Raw genomic sequence first — 17,365 nt, forward strand, 5'->3', positions numbered from 1 at the left:
CCATGAGCCAGACCCAAGACACTGCGGCCCCCGCCGCCCCCAACCGCCGCGGCAAGCTGTTGCGCGGCCTGTTCGTGATCGTCGTGCTGCTGCTGGCGGCACTGGCGCTGTGGTACTTCATGTTCGGCCGTTGGTTCGAAGAGACCGACGACGCCTACGTGCAGGGCAACCAGGTGCAGATCACCCCGCTGGTGGCCGGTACCGTGGTCGCCATCAACGCCGATGACGGCATGCGCGTGGAGCGCGGCCAACTGCTGGTGCAGCTGGACCCGGCCGATACCTCGGTGGCCCTGCAGCAGGCCGAAGCCAACCTGGCCAAGACCGTGCGCCAGACCCGCGGCCTGTACCGCAGCGTCGAAGGTGCGCAGGCGGACTTGAACGCACGCCAGGTGACCCTGAAGCGCGTGCGTGACGACTTCGCACGCCGCAAGGGCCTGGCCGCCACCGGCGCCATCTCCAACGAAGAACTGGCCCACGCCCGCGACGAGCTGGCAGCTGCCGAAGCGGCCGTGGCCGGTTCGCGCGAGACCGTCGAGCGCAACCGCGCACTGGTTGATGACACCGTGATCGCCACCCAGCCGGATGTGCAGGCTGCCGCGGCGCAGCTGCGCCAGGCCTTCCTCAACAATGCACGTTCGGGCATCGTCGCGCCGGTCACCGGCTATGTCGCCCGTCGTTCGGTGCAGGTTGGCCAGCGCGTGCAGCCGGGCAATGCGCTGATGGCGGTGGTGCCGACCGAGCAGATGTGGGTCGAAGCCAACTTCAAGGAAACCCAGCTGCGGCACATGCGCCTGGGCCAGGAAGTGGAGCTGAAGTCGGACCTGTATGCCGGCGACGTCAAGTACAAGGGCCGCATCGACAGCCTGGGCCTGGGCACCGGCTCGGCGTTCTCGCTGCTGCCGGCGCAGAACGCCAGCGGCAACTGGATCAAGATCGTGCAGCGCGTGCCGGTGCGCATCGCCATCGATGCCAAGCAGCTGGCCGAACACCCGCTGCGCATCGGCCTGTCGATGAAGGCCGAGGTGAGCCTGCGCGACCAGAAGGGCGAAGTGCTGCCGAGCGCAGCCGCCAAGGGCACGGTGTTCGACACCGACGTGTACGCCAAGCAGCTGCACGATGCCGATGAGGTGATCCACACGATCATCCAGGGCAACCTGCCGCAGCAGTCCAAGGCGAGCTGAGGTCGGCCATGTCCGCACAAGCTCCAGCTGCGCCCGGCTCTCCGGGCGCACCGGCGGCGCCGGGTGCGGCCGCTGGATTCCTGCCACCCAGTGTGGCCCTGTGCACCGTGGGCTTGGCGATGGCCTCGTTCATGCAGGTGCTCGACACCACCATCGCCAACGTCTCGCTGCCGACCATCGCCGGTAATCTTGGCGCCAGTTCGCAGCAGGCGACGTGGGTCATCACCTCGTTCGCGGTCAGCACCGCGATCGCGCTGCCGCTGACCGGCTGGCTCAGCCGTCGCTTCGGCGAGCGCAAGCTGTTCGTGTGGGCCACGCTGGCCTTCGTGATCACCTCGCTGCTGTGCGGCCTGGCCCAGAGCATGGGCATGCTGGTGCTGTCGCGTGCGCTGCAGGGCTTCGTCGCCGGCCCGATGTACCCGATCACCCAGTCGCTGCTGGTCTCGATCTATCCACGGGAGAAACGCGGGCAGGCGCTGGCGCTGCTGGCGATGATCACCGTGGTGGCGCCGATCTGCGGGCCGATCCTCGGTGGCTGGATCACCGACAACTACAGCTGGGAATGGATCTTCCTGATCAACGTGCCGCTGGGCATCTTCGCTGCGCTGGTGGTGGGCAACCAGTTGAAGGGGCGCCCGGAGCACGTCGAGAAGCCGAAGATGGACTACGTCGGCCTGGTCACCCTGGTGATCGGCGTGGGCGCATTGCAGCTGGTACTCGACCTGGGCAACGACGAAGACTGGTTCTCGTCGATGAAGATCGTGGTGCTGGCCTGCGTTGCCGTGGTGGCGCTGACCGTGTTCCTGATCTGGGAGCTGACCGACAAGGACCCGATCGTCGACCTGAAGCTGTTCCGGCACCGCAACTTCCGTGCCGGTACGCTGGCGATGGTGGTGGCCTACGCGGCGTTCTTCAGCGTGGCCCTGCTGATTCCGCAGTGGCTGCAGCGCGACATGGGCTACACCGCGATCTGGGCCGGTCTGGCAACAGCCCCGATCGGTGTACTGCCGGTGATCATGACCCCGTTCGTGGGCAAGTACGCATCGCGTTTCGACATGCGCATGCTGGCCACCATCGCGTTCGTGGTGCTGTCGATGACCAGCTTCCTGCGCTCGGGTTTCAACCTGCAGGTGGACTTCCATCATGTGGCCGGCGTGCAGCTGATCATGGGCATCGGCGTGGCACTGTTCTTCATGCCGGTGCTGCAGATCCTGCTGTCGGACCTGGATGGTCGTGAGATCGCGGCCGGCTCGGGCCTGGCCACCTTCCTGCGTACGCTGGGCGGCAGCTTCGCGGCGTCGCTGACCACCTGGCTGTGGGCACGTCGCACGCAGGTGCATCACGCGGACCTGACCGAGCACATTTCGGCCTATCAGCCGGGCATGCAGGACCAGGTGGCGGCGATGGGGCAGGGCGACCTGCAACATGGCGCGGCGGTGCTGAACAACATGATCAACCACCAGGCATCGCAGATGGGCTTCAACGACATCTTCTTCCTGCTGGGCTGGATCTTCCTGGCGATCATCTCGTTCCTGTGGCTGGCCAAGCCGCCCTTCGGTGCGGGCGCGGGTGCCGCCGCCGGTGGCGGGCACTGATCGATCGCTGTTAGTGAAACGCAGAAACCCCGCCGGAAGGCGGGGTTTCTGTTTGAGGGATATCGTGGCGGCCGTCACACCTGAAATGCAGGCTACGGGCTATCGGTTTTGGCTCGCGCTGGCCGATGATTGCGACTGAAGGCCCAGTACGACCCGTTCCAGCAGTTCCGCCAGTCGTGAGAGTCTGGCAGCGAAGTAGGTTTGCAGGATCGCGCCCAGCATGAATCCGATGGCCAGTGCCACAGTGTAGGAGGGGACCTCGATCGGCACTTTGATCTGCATGAGCTTTTGCGCCGTATCCGACCCGGTGATGATCAAGCCCGCCATTGCGCCCAGTAGACCTCCAGTGTTGGCACGTGCCAAGCGGACGCGGCATTCCGACTGCAGGTGGCGGATCAATAGCTGCAAACGTGCGCATGCTTCGGCGGGCTCCATGGGCGTGGAAGCCTTGCCGTCTGCTGTTTGCTTCCGCGCACTGCACATCCGCTCCTGAAGTGCGGCAGCGACCCAATCGTCGCGGCGGAGTGCTTGATCGATACCTGTCAGTCGTGTGCGATACATCGTCAATGCCGAGTGAACGGCATCCAGTGCGAACCAGACTGCCCAGAACAGCGCGAGGACCACGAGGAAAATCATGAATCCCAGGCCCATGGGATTCCAGAAGGCTTGGTCGCCTTCATACGCGAATTGCTTGATGATGGCGGCCATTGCGATGACGGTCAGCAGGACGGCGAGCGCGATACCGAGGGCGACCAGTACCGTATCGCTGAGGACCGGGGCGGAGTGTGCCTTGCGCGCTTTCACATAAGCGTCGTCAAACTCCTTCATCTCGTTGAAGAGCGAGGCAACATCCAGTGTGATCGGGTCTTTTTTTGCCTTGTCCATAAGCGCAGATGTTCACAGTCCTGCCTTCCATATCGGTACCGGATGGGCGTACTTGAATCTGCTGAAGGCGCTCAGGATGGGCGCGCTGTCAATCCAGGTCGACGCGGGCTTAGAAATGAAAAAACCCGCTTGCGCGGGTTTGATCATTGTCTGAGTCATGGTGCCCAGGAGAGGACTCGAACCTCCACGAAGTTGCCCCCGCTAGCACCTGAAGCTAGTGCGTCTACCAATTCCGCCACCTGGGCGACTCAGGAGGAGAATTTTGCAGGAAGGCTGGATATGTGTCAACACCATTTCACACATTTTTTTCTGCACCGGCTTCCGCGTCCACATCCAGATGCAGCAGCAGGCTGCGCATCGGTGGCGAGAGCGATTTCCAGTCGGCGAACGCGGCGCACAGCCGGCGTTGTGCCCATGCGTTGCCGAGTGCAACGGCGACGATGCCGGTGGCCCGCCGATGTTGCCGCGCGATCGTGCGCGGCGCGATGCCCGCGCCGATGCCATGGCCCACCATCGTGCACAGGCCTTCAAAGGTCTTCATGCGGATGCGCACGTCGAGCGTGCGTCCGGCCTCTGCCGCCAGCTCTTCGATATAGGTCTGCAGCGCATTGCCGTCGGCCAGGGCAACGAAGGTCTCGCCCAGCACATCGCTGAAGTCGAGCGAGCGCCGCGCGGCGAAGCGGTGGCCGGCCGGCAGCAGCATCATCAGCGGGTCTTCGGCAACGACATGTCGGTGCAGTCCATCGGCGGGAACGGCATCACTGATGATGCCGGCCTCTGCCTGGCCGGCACGGATCGCGCGCACGACTTCATTGCTGGTGCGTTCGTGCAGTTCCACGCGCAGGCGAGGGCGCTCTGCCAGCCATGGGGCCAGCCGCGCGGGCAGGTAGTTGGTCAATGCGGCGGTGTTGGCGTACAGGTGCAGCGTGCCGCGCGCGCCGTGGGCGAACGCCTGCAGTTCGCCGCGCAGCTGCGCCTGCTGCTGCAGGATCAATCGCGCGTGATGGGCCAGAGCGGCACCCGCTTCGGTGAGGCTGATGCCGCGCGGGTGACGGGTCAGCAGCGCGGTGCCAGCGTCGGTTTCGATGGCGCGCAGGCGTTCGCTGGCCGATCCCAGTGCCAGATTCGCCTCTGCAGCGCCGGCGGTGATGCTGCCGGCTTCGGCCACCGCCAGAAACAGGCGCAGATCGGCAATGTCCAAGCGCATGTCGTTTGCTCCGCTCGGCCCTGCCTTCGGCTGATCCGAAGGCGCAGGCGGGAAGACCGCATTGTGCGCGCCTGCGGCGCCGGCTCCAATGGCGGCATGAACGAGACGACATGCTTCTATGGGTTGCTGGTGGTGGTGTTCGTGCTGGCCGGGGTGGTCAAGGGCGTGACCGGCATGGGCCTGCCGACGGTGGCGATGGGATTGCTGGGCGGCGCGTTGTCGCCGGTGGCGGCGGCCTCGATGCTGTTCATTCCCACCTTCGTCACCAATGCCTGGCAGTTGCTGTCCGGGCCATCACTGGGCCGCACCCTGCGGCGGCTGTGGCCGATGATGCTGGCCGTGGTGGTGGTGACGCTGGGCTCGGCCGCGCTGCTGGTACGGGTGGATCGTGATGCCTCGCGCGCCGCGTTGGGCGTGGCGCTGGTGGTGTATGCGCTGTACGCACTGGTGGCGCCGGTGTTCCGCGTACCGCAGCGGCGCGAGCGCTGGCTGGGGCCGCTGGTCGGGGCGGTGTCCGGCGTGGTCACCGGCGCCACCGGCGTGTTCGTCATGCCAGCGGTGCCGTACCTGCAGTCGCTGGGCTTGCAGCGCGAGGAGCTGGTGCAGGCACTGGGCCTGGCGTTCACCGTATCGACGATCTCGCTGACCACCGGGCTGGTGCTCAACGGGGCGTTTGGCGTGCAGCAGCTGGGGTTGAGCGCGCTGGCAGTGCTGCCGGCGCTGCTGGGCATGTGGCTGGGGCAGGTGATCCGCCAGCGCATCAGTGCGCGCGTGTTCCGTGCCTGCTTCCTCGGCTTCCTGCTGCTGCTGGGCCTGGAGCTGATGCTGCGTTCGTGGTGGTGATGCCGACCGGACGCCAGACAAGAAAAAACCCGCTTTCGCGGGTGTTTTTCATTCTCGACATGGTGCCCAGGAGAGGACTCGAACCTCCACGAAGTTGCCCCCGCTAGCACCTGAAGCTAGTGCGTCTACCAATTCCGCCACCTGGGCGTCGAGGAGGAGAATTATGGGGTGCCGTGACGGAGGTGTCAACACCCTTCTGAAATTCCTGCGTCCAACGCGCTCAGTAGATCCACGCCATGCGTGGATGGGTGCGGCAGCCGGATTACAGGCAAAAAAAATCCCCGCCGAAGCGAGGAGTTTTTTCGTTGGTGCCCAGAAGAGGACTCGAACCTCCACGGTTTTACCCGCTAGTACCTGAAACTAGTGCGTCTACCAATTCCGCCATCTGGGCGTTCCAGAGGCGCAATTGTGAAGATGAACACGCAGGCTGTCAACGATTTTGTGAACGTTTTTCACCCGATTGTTCAAAGACGGGCGCTGACCCGTTCTGCACGCCCACAGCGGCTACCATGGAGGGCGATGACTACCAAAAAACCAAGCAAGGGCGGGAGCAAGTCCCGCAGTGAAGCCCCCAACAAGGGCACCAAGCAGGGCACTGCCCGCAACAACAAGCCGGGCAAGCCGTTGCCGGGCTGGCTCCCCGCACTGGCCGAAGGCGGTGCACCGCCTCCGGGGCGTGGCCGCCGCAACGCCGAGCCGCCGGGCCCGGCAACGGGTCGCAAGCTGCCACCGGCGGGCAAGGTGATCGATGATCCCTACGCCTCCCGAGAAGCGGAAAAGTACGAACAACCCATTGCCAGCCGCGAGGCCATCCTGGCCCTGCTGGAACGCTGCGAAGGGCCGCAGACGGCTGAGGAACTCGGCGCACGCCTGGGCCTGACCGCACCGGACCGTGCCGAAGCGCTGTCGCGCCGGCTTGGCGCCATGGTCCGCGACGGCCAGCTGGTGCAGAACCGCCGCGGCGGCTTCGCGCCCATCCAGACGTTGAACCTGGTCACCGGCGTGGTGATCGCCAATCCAGAAGGGTTCGGCTTCCTGCGCCCGGTCGAGGGCGGTGACGATCTGTTCCTGCCGCCCTATGAAATGCGCAAGGTGATGCACGGCGACAAGGTGCTGGCACGTGTCACCGGCATTGACCACCGCGGCCGTCGCGAAGGCAGCATCGCCCGCGTGCTCGAGCGCGGCATGACGCGCCTGATCGGCCGCTTCAGCGTCGAGATGGGCATCAACTACGTGGTGCCCGATGACAAGCGCATCCAGCGCAACGTGCAGGTACCGCCGGACCAGACCGGCGGCGCGAACGATGGCCAGCTGGTCGTCTGCGAACTGACCCAGGCACCGGACAGCCGCCGTCCGCCGATCGGTCGCATCATCGCCGTGCTCGGCGACAAGCTGACTGCCTCGCTGGTGGTGGAAACCGCGATCCACGGCCACGAGCTGCCGTTCGAGTTCCCGCAGGAGGTGCTGGACGAAGCCGCCTCGGTACCGCTGGTGGTCGAGCCGGCGATGATCGGCGGCCGCGTCGACCTGCGCAGCACGCCGCTGGTGACCATCGATGGCGAGGACGCCAAGGACTTCGACGACGCGGTGTACTGCGAACCGAACGCCGATGGCTTCCGCCTGGTGGTGGCCATTGCCGATGTCTCCAACTATGTCCGTCCGGGCACGCCGCTGGACGATGAAGCACAGAAGCGCGCCACCTCGGTGTACTTCCCGGGCTTTGTGGTGCCGATGCTGCCCGAAACGCTGTCCAACGGCATCTGCTCGCTGATGCCGAAGGTCGACCGCATGTGCTTCGTCTGCGACATGCAGATCGACCGCGAGGGCCAGGTGACCGGCTCGCGCTTCTACGAAGCGGTGATGAATTCGCATGCGCGCCTGACCTACACCCAGGTGTGGCAGGCGGTGGGCGAGGACGATGCCGGTGCGAAGGCCTTCATCGGCGACCTGCTGCCGCAGGTGCAGCGCCTGCACCAGCTGTACAAGGTGCTGTCGAAGGCGCGCAGCAAGCGTGGCGCGATCGAGTTTGAAAGCAGCGAAGTCCGCTTCGTGCTCGACAACCGCGGTGAAGTCACCCAGGCCGGCATGCTGGTGCGCAACGATGCGCACAAGCTGATCGAGGAATGCATGATCGCTGCCAACGTGGAGGCGGCCAAGTACCTGCTGTCGCGCCATGTGCCGGCTCCTTACCGCGTGCATGAGAAGCCGCCGGAGACCAAGTACGCCGATCTGCTGGAATTCCTCAAGGAGTTCAAGCTGAGCCTGCCGCCGTGGTCGAAGGTGCGCCCGGGTGATTACACCAAGCTGCTGAAGAAGATCCGCGACCGTCCCGATGCCACGCTGCTGGAATCGGTGCTGCTGCGCAGCCAGAGCCTGGCCGTGTACAGCCCGGACAACAACGGCCATTTCGGCCTGGCGCTGGAGGCGTACGCGCACTTCACCTCGCCGATCCGTCGTTACCCGGATCTGCTGGTGCACCGGGCGATCAAGCATGCGCTGTCGGGCAAGCCGCTGGACAAGTTCACCTACACCGCCCGCGAGATGGCAGCACTGGCACTGCAGTGTTCCGAGCGTGAGCGTCGCGCCGATGAGGCCGAGCGTGAAGTCGATGAGCGTTACCGCGCGGCGTGGATGGAAAAACACGTCGGTGGCCAGTTCGACGGCGTGATCAGCGGCGTGACCAGCTTTGGCCTGTTCGTGGAGTTGGCCGACTCGAAAGTGCAGGGCCTGGTGCACGTGACCCAGTTGCCGCAGGACTATTACAAGTTCGACGCGACCCGCAAGACGCTGACCGGCGAGCGCCGCGGCAGCAGTTACCGGCTGGGTGACCAGGTGCGCATCCTGGTGCTGAAGGCCAGCATGGAAGAACGCAAGATCGACTTCCGCCTGGTCGAGCACAAGGGCGAGGAAGAGGAAGCAGGCCCGGCCCCGCTGCCCGAGCGCGGCAAGCCGGCCAAGCGCACGAAGAAGAAGTACTGAAAGGTGTGCCGACCAACGGTCGGCACCCACCTCGCCCGGTAGGTGCCAACCGTTGGTTGGCACGACGTTTCGGAGGAAAGCAGCAATGCAGGGCCAACCCGAATACAGCGGCGGCTGCCAGTGCGGCGCGATCCGCTTCCAGGCGCGGGGCGAGCTGACCGACAGCTCGATCTGCCACTGCCGGATGTGCCAGAAGGCCTTCGGCGCCTACTACGCGCCGCTGGTGTCGGTGCGCGGTGTGCAGTTCAGCTGGACCCGTGGCCAACCGCGCTATTTCCAGTCGTCCAACGTAGTGCGGCGCGGCTTCTGCGCCGACTGCGGCACGCCGTTGACCTATGAAGCCCCCGATGGCGTGGCGGTGGCCGCCGGTGCGTTCGACCAGCCTGAACGACTGCCGCCGACCCTTCAGTACGGCGTCGAGCGCAAGCTGCCCTTCGTCGATGGGCTGGGCCGGCTGCCGGCACGCCGTACGGAACAGGACATGGCCGCGCTGGAATTCCTGGCCACGGTCGTTTCCCACCAGCATCCCGACCACGACACCCCGCACTGGCCGCCGCGCTCGCGCGGGTAGCGCCGGGCCTTGCCCGGCGGGGGCGACGGACAACGGTCGCGGGGCATGGCCCGGCGCTACCGGCCAGCCGCCGCAGCGCCGCGTCCGCCGATGCTCTACCATAGCCACCCCCTTTCCGGTCCTGCCCGCATGAGCAAGAACAGCCAGTGGATCGTCGGCGTCAACGCCGTCGCCTCCTCCATCGAGAACGACGCCGAGAACGTCCGCGAAGTGCTGGTCGAGGCCGGTGCGAAGAACCCGCGCTTGGTCGAAATCGAGGAAAACGCCCGCCGCAAGGGCATCGACGTGCGCAAGGTCAACAGCCAGGCGCTGGACGGCGTGGGCGGTTCGGTGCGCCACCAGGGCGTGGCCGCACGCTATGCCGCCGCCCGCACCTACAACGAGAACGAGCTGGAAGGCCTGGTCACGGCTGCGGAAGGCAAGGCCCTGCTGCTGGTGCTGGACGAGGTGCAGGACCCGCACAATCTCGGCGCCTGCCTGCGTTCGGCCGCCGCTGCCGGCGCTACCGCCGTGATCATTCCCAAGGACAAGTCGGCCACGGTCAACGCCACCGTGCGCAAGACCTCGGCCGGCGCTGCCGACCTTGTTCCGGTGGTGGCGGTGACCAACCTGTCGCGCTGCCTGAAGGACCTGCAGAAGCAGGGCGTGTGGATCTACGGCCTGGCCGGTGAGGCGACTGCGTCGCTGTACCAGCTGGACCTGAAGGGCAACATCGCCCTGGTGCTGGGCGGCGAAGCCGACGGCCTGCGCCGCCTGACCCGCGAAAACTGCGATGGCCTGGTCAAGATTCCGATGCCGGGCGAGATCGAGAGCCTGAACGTCTCGGTTGCTGCCGGTGTCAGCCTGTTCGAGGCCGTGCGCCAGCGCGGTTGATCGGCAGCTGCGGAGACCCGATCGGGGTCAGATCCCTTTCCCACGGGAAAGGGATCTGACCCTTTTTTCTGATCTGCCGTGTCGACCAAGGTCGACACCTACCGGGCAGGCGGTGGTCGCCAACCTTGGTTGGCGCTCCGGATGCCTTACCCCGCGCTGCCTCCCAGCGCCTTGAACAGCGTCACGTCGTTGTTCAACTGGCTCTGCCGCACCCGTGCCAGTGACAGTTCCGCGTCGCGCCGGGTCTGCTGCGCTTCCAGCCAGGTGCGCAGATCGGTGGCGCCCACGCGATAGCGCACTTCCTGCGCACGTTCCACTTCCACCGCTTCATCGTAGGACGCCTGCGACGCGGTTACCTGGCGCAGCAGCTGCTCGCGTGCGGACAAGGCGTTGTCCACCTCCGACAGCGCGGTGTACAGCGTCTTGCGGAAGTTGGTGGCGGCGATCTGGTAGTTGGTGCCGGCCACGTCCGTATCCAGCTGCGCGCGCTGCAGGTTGAGGAAGGGCAGCGACAGCCCAGCTCCCAGCGTCGCCACCGGATTGCGCAGCACATCGCCCAGCGAGGTGGCGCTGGAACCCAGGCTGCCGGTAAGACTCAGTGCCGGGTAGTACTGGGTGGCGGTCACCCGGATCGTCTTCAGGCTGTTGCGCAGCCGCAGTTCGGCCGCGCGCAGGTCGGGCCGGCGGCCGAGCAGGTCGGCGGGCAGGCCTTCGGCAATGCTCGGGCTCTGCGCCTCCAGCAGGTTCTGCGGTTCGTCCTGCTGCGGCCACGGCGTGCCATCCAGCAGCACGGTCAGCGCGTTGCGCACCTCCACCCGCTGTTGTTCCAGCGCGCTCTGCGCCGAACGCTGCGACTGCAGGTTCTGCAGTGCCTGGCGTACTTCCAGGCGCGAAACCGCACCGGCATCGAAGCGCGCCTGTACCAGTTCGTGCGTGCGCTGCAGCCGCTCAAGGTTGGCCTGGCCGGTGGCGATGGACTGGTTGAGGTAGGCCAGTGCCCAGTACTGGTTGATGACATCGCCGATCACCAGCAGGGCGGTGTTCTGCCGGTCTTCTTCGCTGGCGTCGGCCTCCCAGCGGGCGATGTCGCGCTGGCTGCGCAGGCGGCCCCACAGATCGATCTCCCACCCCAGCGACACGCCGGTGGAATAGCTGCGGCGCCAGTCGTCGGCTTGGTCGGTGGCGCGGCTGCCGCTGCCGCTCACGCCGGACGACGAAGGCTGCGGCCACAGCGCGTTGCTGGCCAGCCCGGCCTGCAGGCGTGCACGCTGCACCGCCAGCCCGGCCGCACCGAGGTCGCTGTTGGCGGCAAGCGCCTGCGCGACGAGGCGGTCGAGGCGCTCGTCGCCGAAGCCGGTCCACCAGTTGTCCTGGCGGACGTCACGGGCCGGGGTGTCCAGGCCACTGCGTGGGTCGTCGGCCGGTGCGTTGAGGGTCGCATCGCCACGACCATAGGTGGCGGCAACGCTGGGGTCTTCGACCGGATAGCGGCCCACGGAAGCGCAGGCGGAGAGTGCAAGCAGCACGGCGCCGGACAGCAGCAGGCGCGAGGGAGCGGGGAAGGGCAGTCGGGTCATCATCTTCATTCGCGGGCCAGGGCCTCCACCGGGTCGAGCTGGGCGGCACTGCGTGCCGGCAGGAAGCCGAACGCCACGCCGATCAGGGTCGAGCAGGCGAAGGCGGCAATGATGGAAGCGGTGGAGAACAGCACCTGGAAATCACTGGCGAACCGGCCGATCAACACGCCCATCAGCAGTGCCAGGCCGATGCCGAGCAATCCGCCGAGCAGGCACACCAGCACCGCTTCGATCAGGAACTGCTGGCGGATGTCGCTCTGCCGCGCCCCCACCGCCATGCGCACGCCGATCTCGCGGGTACGCTCGGTCACCGAGACCAGCATGATGTTCATCACGCCGATGCCACCGACCAGCAGGGCGATGGCGGCAATGGCGCCGATCAGCAGGGTCATCGTGCGCGTGGTCTGTTCGATGGTGTCGCGGATCTCAGCGCTGTTGCTGAGGAAGAAGTCCTCGGTGCCGTGGCGCATGGTCAGCAGCCGGGTGATCGCTTCCTGCGCCGCATCCATCGGCGTTTCATCGTTCACCCGCACGGTGATGCTGGAAACGTGGCTCTGCCCGAGCATGCGCGACATCACCGTGGTGTAGGGCACGAACACGCTCAGGCTGGTGCTGCCGCCGAAACCGAAGCTCTGCTTCTTGGCCACGCCGACCACCCGCACCGGCACGTTGCCAAGCAGGATCACCTGGCCGATCGGGTCGCTGTCGGGGAAGAACTGGGTCCGGGTGTTCTCATCGATCACCGCCACCTGGCCCAGCCCTTTCACCGCGTCGGTGTCGAAGAAGCTGCCGCTGAGCAGGCTCACGCCCTTCACCCGGAAGTACTGCTCGCCGACGCCGCTGATCTGCGCGGTGGCCGACTGGTTGCGGTAGCGCGCGGTGACCGAACTGGACACGCTGGGGGTGGCGCTGTCGACGTAGCTCTGCCGTGACAGGGCATCGGCATCGCTGGCCTTGAGGGTCTGCACCCGCGCCGAACGCATGTCGCCGAAGCCGCGACCGGGGTAGACGTCGATGGTGTTGGTGCCCAGCGCGCTGATGTTCTGCAGGATCTGCTGCTGCGAACCGTTGCCCAGTGCCACCACCGAGACCACCGAAGCGATGCCGATGATGATGCCGAGCATGGTCAGGAAGGTGCGCAGGCGATGGGCGTTCATCGCCAGCAGGGCCATCCGGAACGCTTCGGTGAAGCGGTCGCGGGCGGCCTGCCAGCTGCTGCCATGGGCCACGCCGGTGCTCGGCTCGCGTTGCGCACGGTAGCTGGGCGCGGCCGGATTGGCACGGTCGGCGATGATCTCGCCGTCGCGGATCTCGATGATGCGCTGTGCGTGCTCGGCCACGCTCATGTCGTGGGTGACGATGATGATGGTGTGGCCTTCGGCATGCAGTTCGCCGAGGATGGCCATCACCTCTTCGCCGGATTTCGTGTCCAGGGCGCCGGTCGGTTCGTCGGCCAGGATCACCTCGCCACCGTTCATCAACGCGCGCGCGATCGACACGCGCTGCTGCTGGCCACCGGACAGCTGCCCGGGTTTGTGGTGCATGCGGTCGGCCAGGCCCAGCCGTTGCAGCAGCTGCTCGGCACGCGCGGTGCGCACCGGGCCGGGGCTGCCGGCATACACCGCCGGCACGGCCACATTGCCGCGTGCGTCGAGATCACCCAGCAGGTGGTAGCGCTGGAAGATGAAACCGAAGTGCTCGCGGCGCAGCTCGGCCAGCTCGTCGGGCGCCATTTTCCCGGTCTCGCGGCCCGCCACCTGGTAGCTGCCACGGGTCGGGCGGTCCAGGCAGCCGAGGATGTTCATCAACGTGGACTTGCCCGACCCGGATTGGCCGACGATCGCCACCATCTCCCCGGCATGGATGTCCAGGTTGACGTCGCGCAGCACGGCGATGACATCTTCACCGGCCGGGAATTCGCGTCGCAGGTCGCGCAGGCGCAGCAGTGGCGCCGTCATGCTCATCGGCGCCCCATGCCCGGGCCGCCGACCCGCATCTGCATGCCGCCACGGTTGCCGCCGCCAGCGGCTGCCGCAGCGCCGCCTTCGCCGACCACCACGCGCTCGCCTTCCTTCAGGCCGGACAGGACCTCGACGTTGGCGCCGTTGTTGATGCCGACCTTGATCTTGCGCGGCTGCGGTTGGCCCTTGTCATCGACCACCCGCACGATGCGCTCGCCATCGCGCGACTTCGGTCCCAGTGCAACGGCCGGCACCATCAGCACGCCCTTGGCCTGCTTGAGCAGCACCGATACCTGTGCGGTCATGTCGATGCGCAGGGTGCCATCGGGGTTTTCGACGTCGAACAACGCGTTGTAGTAGACCGCGCTGCTGGAGCTGGAACTGGACGAGCTGCTGGAACTGGACGAGCTTTCGTTGGCGATCGACGCCGGTGCCGGATTGATCTGCCGCAGCGTGGCGTGGTACTTGCGGTCCGGGTCACCCAGCGTGGTGAAGTACACCGGCATGCCGGCCTTGATCTTGACCACGTCGGCCTCGGACACCTCGGCATTGACGGTCACCACGTCCAGCCGTGCCAGCATCACGATGGTCGGCGCGGTCTGGTTGGCGTTCACCGTGCGGCCTTCCTCGGCCACTACCGCCACCACGGTGCCGTCCATCGGCGCGACGATGCGGGTATAGGCCAGGTTGGCACGGGCAGTGCCCAGTTCGGTTTCGCGGCCCTTGATCTGCGCCTCGTAGGACTGCAGCTGCGCACGCGCAGTCTTCAGCTGGGCCTCGGCGGCGTCGTATTCCTGACGCGAGGTGGCTTCGGCAGCCAGCATCTGCTGCTGGCGTGCGAACTCCAGTTCGGCCTGGCGCAGGGTGGCCTGCTGCACTGCGCGCTGCGCGGTCACCTGGTCCAGCGAGGCCTGCGCGTTGAGCACCTGGTTCTGCTGGGTGGTGGCGTCGATCTCGGCGATCAGGTCGCCTTCCTTCACCGTATCGCCCAGCTGCACCTTCAGCGACTTGATCTGGCCGGAGGCCTGCGCGCCGACGCTGACCAGCTTGTAGGCGTCGATCACGCCGGTAGCTTCCACCGTCTGCTCGATGTCGCCGCGGCTGACCGGGGTGGTCGCCAGCGCCGGTGCGGCAGGCTTGCGCAGCAGCCACCAGGCGGATACAGCGGCGATCAGGACAATCAGGGCGATCAACATCAGGCGACCCTTGCGGGTCGCGGGCAACAGGCGGGAGATCACGTGGCGGCTTCACTCTGGGGGCCGCAGTGGCGGCGTTGGTGGGCATTGTGAAGATCGAGCGACGCTGTGCTCAATCCTCGGGGTGTGTCTCTATGTAACACTGTCTGCGAGACTGCGTATCGGCAGGTATCCCGCACTGCAGGGGATACAGTGGTACGCATTGGCCTGGATGCGGTTCAGCTGCCGACACGGGATGATTCGCGACATGGAGACTGAAAACCCGATGCACCGTTTGCTGATCGTCGATGACGACAACGATATCCGCACCCTGCTGGCCGAGCAGCTCGGCCGTGCTGGCTACCAGGTCAGCACCGCCGCCGATGGCACCAGCATGCGCCAGCTGCTGGAACGCGAACACGTGGACCTGATCGTGCTCGACCTCAACCTGCCGCGCGAGGATGGCCTGACCCTGTGTCGCGACCTTCGCGCGCGCTCGAACACGCCGGTGATCATGCTCACCGCGCGCGCCGAGCCGATCGACCGCGTACTCGGCCTGGAAATGGGCGCCGACGACTACCTGGCCAAGCCGTTCGAGCCGCGTGAACTGCTGGCGCGCATCCGCAACGTGCTGCGCCGTACCGAAGCGCTGCCGGCCAACCTGGAACCGTTGGCGGTGCGCCGTGCGCGTTTCTCACGCTGGATCTTCGACTTGGAGCATCGCCACCTGGTCGATCCGGACGGGCGCGTGGTGGTGCTGTCCGGCGCCGAATTCCGCCTGCTGCGGGTGTTCATCGCCCATGCCAACAAGGTGCTCTCGCGCGAGCAGCTGGTGGCCCTCAGCAGCGGCCGCAACTACGAAGCGCAGGACCGGGCGATCGACCTGCAGGTCAGCCGGCTGCGCAACAAGCTGGCCGATGATGGTGGCCCCGATGGCCTGATCAAGACCGTGCGCAACGAAGGCTACGTGCTGGCCTCGGCCGTCAACCTGGAATAAGCCGCGATGAAGCGCCTGCGCCACTTCCTGTCCTCGATGGTCGGACGGCTGTTCGTGATCCTGCTGCTGGGCATGAGCGTGGCCGCGATCGGCGCGACCATGCTGGCCAGTTCCAAGCGGCAGCAGGAATTCGAGCGGCAGAACCTGAACCGCATCGCCGACCGCCTGCAGGGCTACATCAACCTGCTCGACGGCAACCCGGAGCTGCGCGAGCGGCTGCTGGAGATCGGTGGCCCCAGCGTGCGGGCACTGCAGCCCGGCGCGCGCATCGGGCGGGCCGACAAGGCGCTGATGGAAGTACTGGAAGACCGCCCGGGCCCGGTATCGCGGGCGCATGTGCACTTCGCCTCGTTCCGTTCGTGCATTCCCAAGCTGCAGGACCTGCTGCCGCCACCGCCGCCGGGCCACCGCAAGCCGCCACACGAACGCGATCCCACCTTCATCCCGCCCAAGTGCCGGGCGGTGGACGTGGTGCTCAACGACGGCACGTTGCTGAAGCTCGCCCTGGATTCGCCGGCGATCGCGCACAACGGCATCCTCGCCGTGGACCCGCTGTTCCTGACCCTGCTGGTACTGGCCATTGCCGTGCTGGCCTACGTGGTTGCACGCATGGCCAGTGCGCCGCTGCAGGAGCTGGCGGCCGCCGCCGAGGACCTGGGCGATGACCTGCAGCGGGCACCTTTGCCGCTGCGCGGGCCGCGTGAGGTGCAGCGCGCCGCCGAAGCCTTCAATGCCATGCAGCATCGGCTGCAGCGCCACCTGGCCGAACGTACGCAGATGCTGGCGGCGATCACCCACGACCTGCAGACGCCGCTGACCCGGCTGCGCCTGCGCCTGGAAAACGTGACCGACGAGACGCTGCGCGAGCGCCTGATCGGCGACCTGGCTGCGATGCAGGCACTGGTACGCGAGGGCCTTGAACTTGCCCGAAGTGCGGAGAGTGCCGAACAGCGCGCCGCGCTGGACCTGGATTCACTGCTGGGGAGCATCGTCGAGGACACTGCCGAGGACGGCGCCGACGTCGTCTTTGAAGGCCGCAGCGGCGCGGTGCTGATGCTGCGCCCGCTGGCGATGCATCGCTTGTTCTCCAACCTGGTGGACAACGCGGTGATGTATGCGCAACGCGCCCGGGTACGTGTCGAGCGCGGCGAGGGCACGATCACGGTGGTCATCGCCGATGATGGCCCCGGGCTGGCCGATGACCAGCTGGAAGCGGTGTTCGACCCGTTCGTGCGCGTGGAGACATCCCGTTCGCGCGAGACCGGCGGTGCCGGCCTGGGCCTGACCATCGCCCGCGCGCTGGCCGAGAAGGACGGGGGCCGACTGTGGTTGCGCAACCGCCCCGAAGGTGGGCTGGAAGCGGTGGTGCAGTGGTCGACCAGCGCCGAGGCGCGGTAGCGGCACCGATCCCGGACCCGGCCCGGTTGCGCCGGGCTGCCCGGGCGCGGTGACGCCGGTGACAGGGTTTGCCCTATCATCTGCGTACTTCCCCATTCTTCGTCCGATGAGCCTGCCTGTTCC

The 17,365-nt window shown here is 66.6% G+C and carries 13 protein-coding genes and 3 tRNA genes; 8 read left to right on the forward strand and 8 right to left on the reverse strand.

The window, feature by feature from the left end:
- The first annotated feature begins 2 nt into the window (after positions 1-2).
- A complete protein-coding gene (emrA, locus tag J2X70_RS10525) occupies positions 3-1,181 on the forward strand; it encodes a multidrug efflux MFS transporter periplasmic adaptor subunit EmrA (protein WP_025877623.1) in 1,179 nt (392 codons plus the stop codon).
- Between the two features lie 8 nt (positions 1,182-1,189).
- Positions 1,190-2,776, forward strand: a complete 1,587-nt coding sequence (gene emrB / locus J2X70_RS10530) for a multidrug efflux MFS transporter permease subunit EmrB (RefSeq protein ID WP_025877622.1) — start codon at positions 1,190-1,192, stop codon at positions 2,774-2,776.
- 99 nt (positions 2,777-2,875) lie between these two features.
- Here emrB and J2X70_RS10535 read toward each other — a convergent pair whose 3' ends face one another.
- The 3 genes from J2X70_RS10535 to J2X70_RS10545 all read right to left on the reverse strand — a co-directional run bounded on the left by J2X70_RS10535 (position 2,876) and on the right by J2X70_RS10545 (position 4,868).
- Positions 2,876-3,661, reverse strand: a complete 786-nt coding sequence (locus tag J2X70_RS10535; protein ID WP_218789024.1) for a hypothetical protein — start codon at positions 3,659-3,661, stop codon at positions 2,876-2,878.
- Positions 3,662-3,819: 158 nt separating this feature from the next.
- Positions 3,820-3,906: transfer RNA gene (locus J2X70_RS10540), tRNA-Leu, on the reverse strand.
- Between the two features lie 50 nt (positions 3,907-3,956).
- On the reverse strand, positions 3,957-4,868 hold the full coding sequence (locus J2X70_RS10545) for a LysR substrate-binding domain-containing protein (protein WP_279208502.1): 912 nt from the start codon (positions 4,866-4,868) through the stop codon (positions 3,957-3,959).
- Between the two features lie 96 nt (positions 4,869-4,964).
- On the opposite strand from J2X70_RS10545, the gene J2X70_RS10550 reads away from it, so the two are divergent.
- On the forward strand, positions 4,965-5,711 hold the full coding sequence (locus tag J2X70_RS10550) for a sulfite exporter TauE/SafE family protein (RefSeq protein ID WP_279208501.1): 747 nt from the start codon (positions 4,965-4,967) through the stop codon (positions 5,709-5,711).
- A gap of 60 nt (positions 5,712-5,771) precedes the next feature.
- Here the strand turns inward: J2X70_RS10550 and J2X70_RS10555 are convergent.
- Together J2X70_RS10555 and J2X70_RS10560 are read right to left on the reverse strand one after the other, a co-directional pair.
- Positions 5,772-5,858: transfer RNA gene (locus tag J2X70_RS10555), tRNA-Leu, on the reverse strand.
- 159 nt (positions 5,859-6,017) lie between these two features.
- Positions 6,018-6,102 (reverse strand) — tRNA-Leu (locus J2X70_RS10560).
- A 128-nt stretch (positions 6,103-6,230) separates the two neighbouring features.
- Between J2X70_RS10560 and rnr the strand changes: the two genes are divergently transcribed.
- The 3 genes from rnr (at position 6,231) to rlmB (ending at position 10,134) form a co-directional block, all read left to right on the forward strand.
- Positions 6,231-8,690: a ribonuclease R gene (gene rnr, locus J2X70_RS10565; RefSeq protein WP_279208500.1), complete on the forward strand. Its 2,460-nt coding sequence runs from the start codon at positions 6,231-6,233 to the stop codon at positions 8,688-8,690.
- 85 nt (positions 8,691-8,775) lie between these two features.
- Positions 8,776-9,261, forward strand: a complete 486-nt coding sequence (locus J2X70_RS10570) for a GFA family protein (protein ID WP_117309921.1) — start codon at positions 8,776-8,778, stop codon at positions 9,259-9,261.
- Between the two features lie 129 nt (positions 9,262-9,390).
- Positions 9,391-10,134: a 23S rRNA (guanosine(2251)-2'-O)-methyltransferase RlmB gene (rlmB, locus tag J2X70_RS10575; protein WP_049465964.1), complete on the forward strand. Its 744-nt coding sequence runs from the start codon at positions 9,391-9,393 to the stop codon at positions 10,132-10,134.
- A gap of 146 nt (positions 10,135-10,280) precedes the next feature.
- On the opposite strand, the gene J2X70_RS10580 is transcribed toward rlmB, so the two are convergent.
- From J2X70_RS10580 to J2X70_RS10590, 3 genes are read right to left on the reverse strand one after another with little or no spacing between them, the layout of a single operon-like run.
- Entirely contained in the window at positions 10,281-11,720 is a 1,440-nt protein-coding gene (locus tag J2X70_RS10580) for an efflux transporter outer membrane subunit (protein WP_309910276.1), read from the reverse strand.
- Positions 11,717-13,675 (reverse strand): MacB family efflux pump subunit, encoded by a 1,959-nt coding sequence (locus J2X70_RS10585; RefSeq protein ID WP_025875403.1) that lies wholly within the window; start codon positions 13,673-13,675, stop codon positions 11,717-11,719. The genes J2X70_RS10580 and J2X70_RS10585 overlap by 4 nt, the downstream gene beginning before the upstream one ends.
- Complete coding sequence (locus J2X70_RS10590) at positions 13,672-14,910, reverse strand: efflux RND transporter periplasmic adaptor subunit (protein WP_025875401.1); 1,239 nt, start codon at positions 14,908-14,910, stop codon at positions 13,672-13,674. The genes J2X70_RS10585 and J2X70_RS10590 overlap by 4 nt, the downstream gene beginning before the upstream one ends.
- A 205-nt stretch (positions 14,911-15,115) precedes the next feature.
- Here J2X70_RS10590 and J2X70_RS10595 point away from each other — a divergent pair, with 205 nt between their 5' ends.
- Both J2X70_RS10595 and J2X70_RS10600 read left to right on the forward strand, forming a co-directional pair.
- Positions 15,116-15,844, forward strand: coding sequence for a response regulator (locus tag J2X70_RS10595; protein WP_025875399.1), 729 nt, complete (start codon positions 15,116-15,118; stop codon positions 15,842-15,844).
- Between the two features lie 6 nt (positions 15,845-15,850).
- Positions 15,851-17,242, forward strand: a complete 1,392-nt coding sequence (locus J2X70_RS10600) for an ATP-binding protein (RefSeq protein ID WP_100436029.1) — start codon at positions 15,851-15,853, stop codon at positions 17,240-17,242.
- The last annotated feature ends 123 nt before the right edge of the window (positions 17,243-17,365 follow it).

Origin of the sequence: Stenotrophomonas sp. 1337 (genome assembly GCF_031455455.1) — a bacterium.
Taxonomy (GTDB): Bacteria; Pseudomonadota; Gammaproteobacteria; order Xanthomonadales; family Xanthomonadaceae; genus Stenotrophomonas; species Stenotrophomonas indicatrix.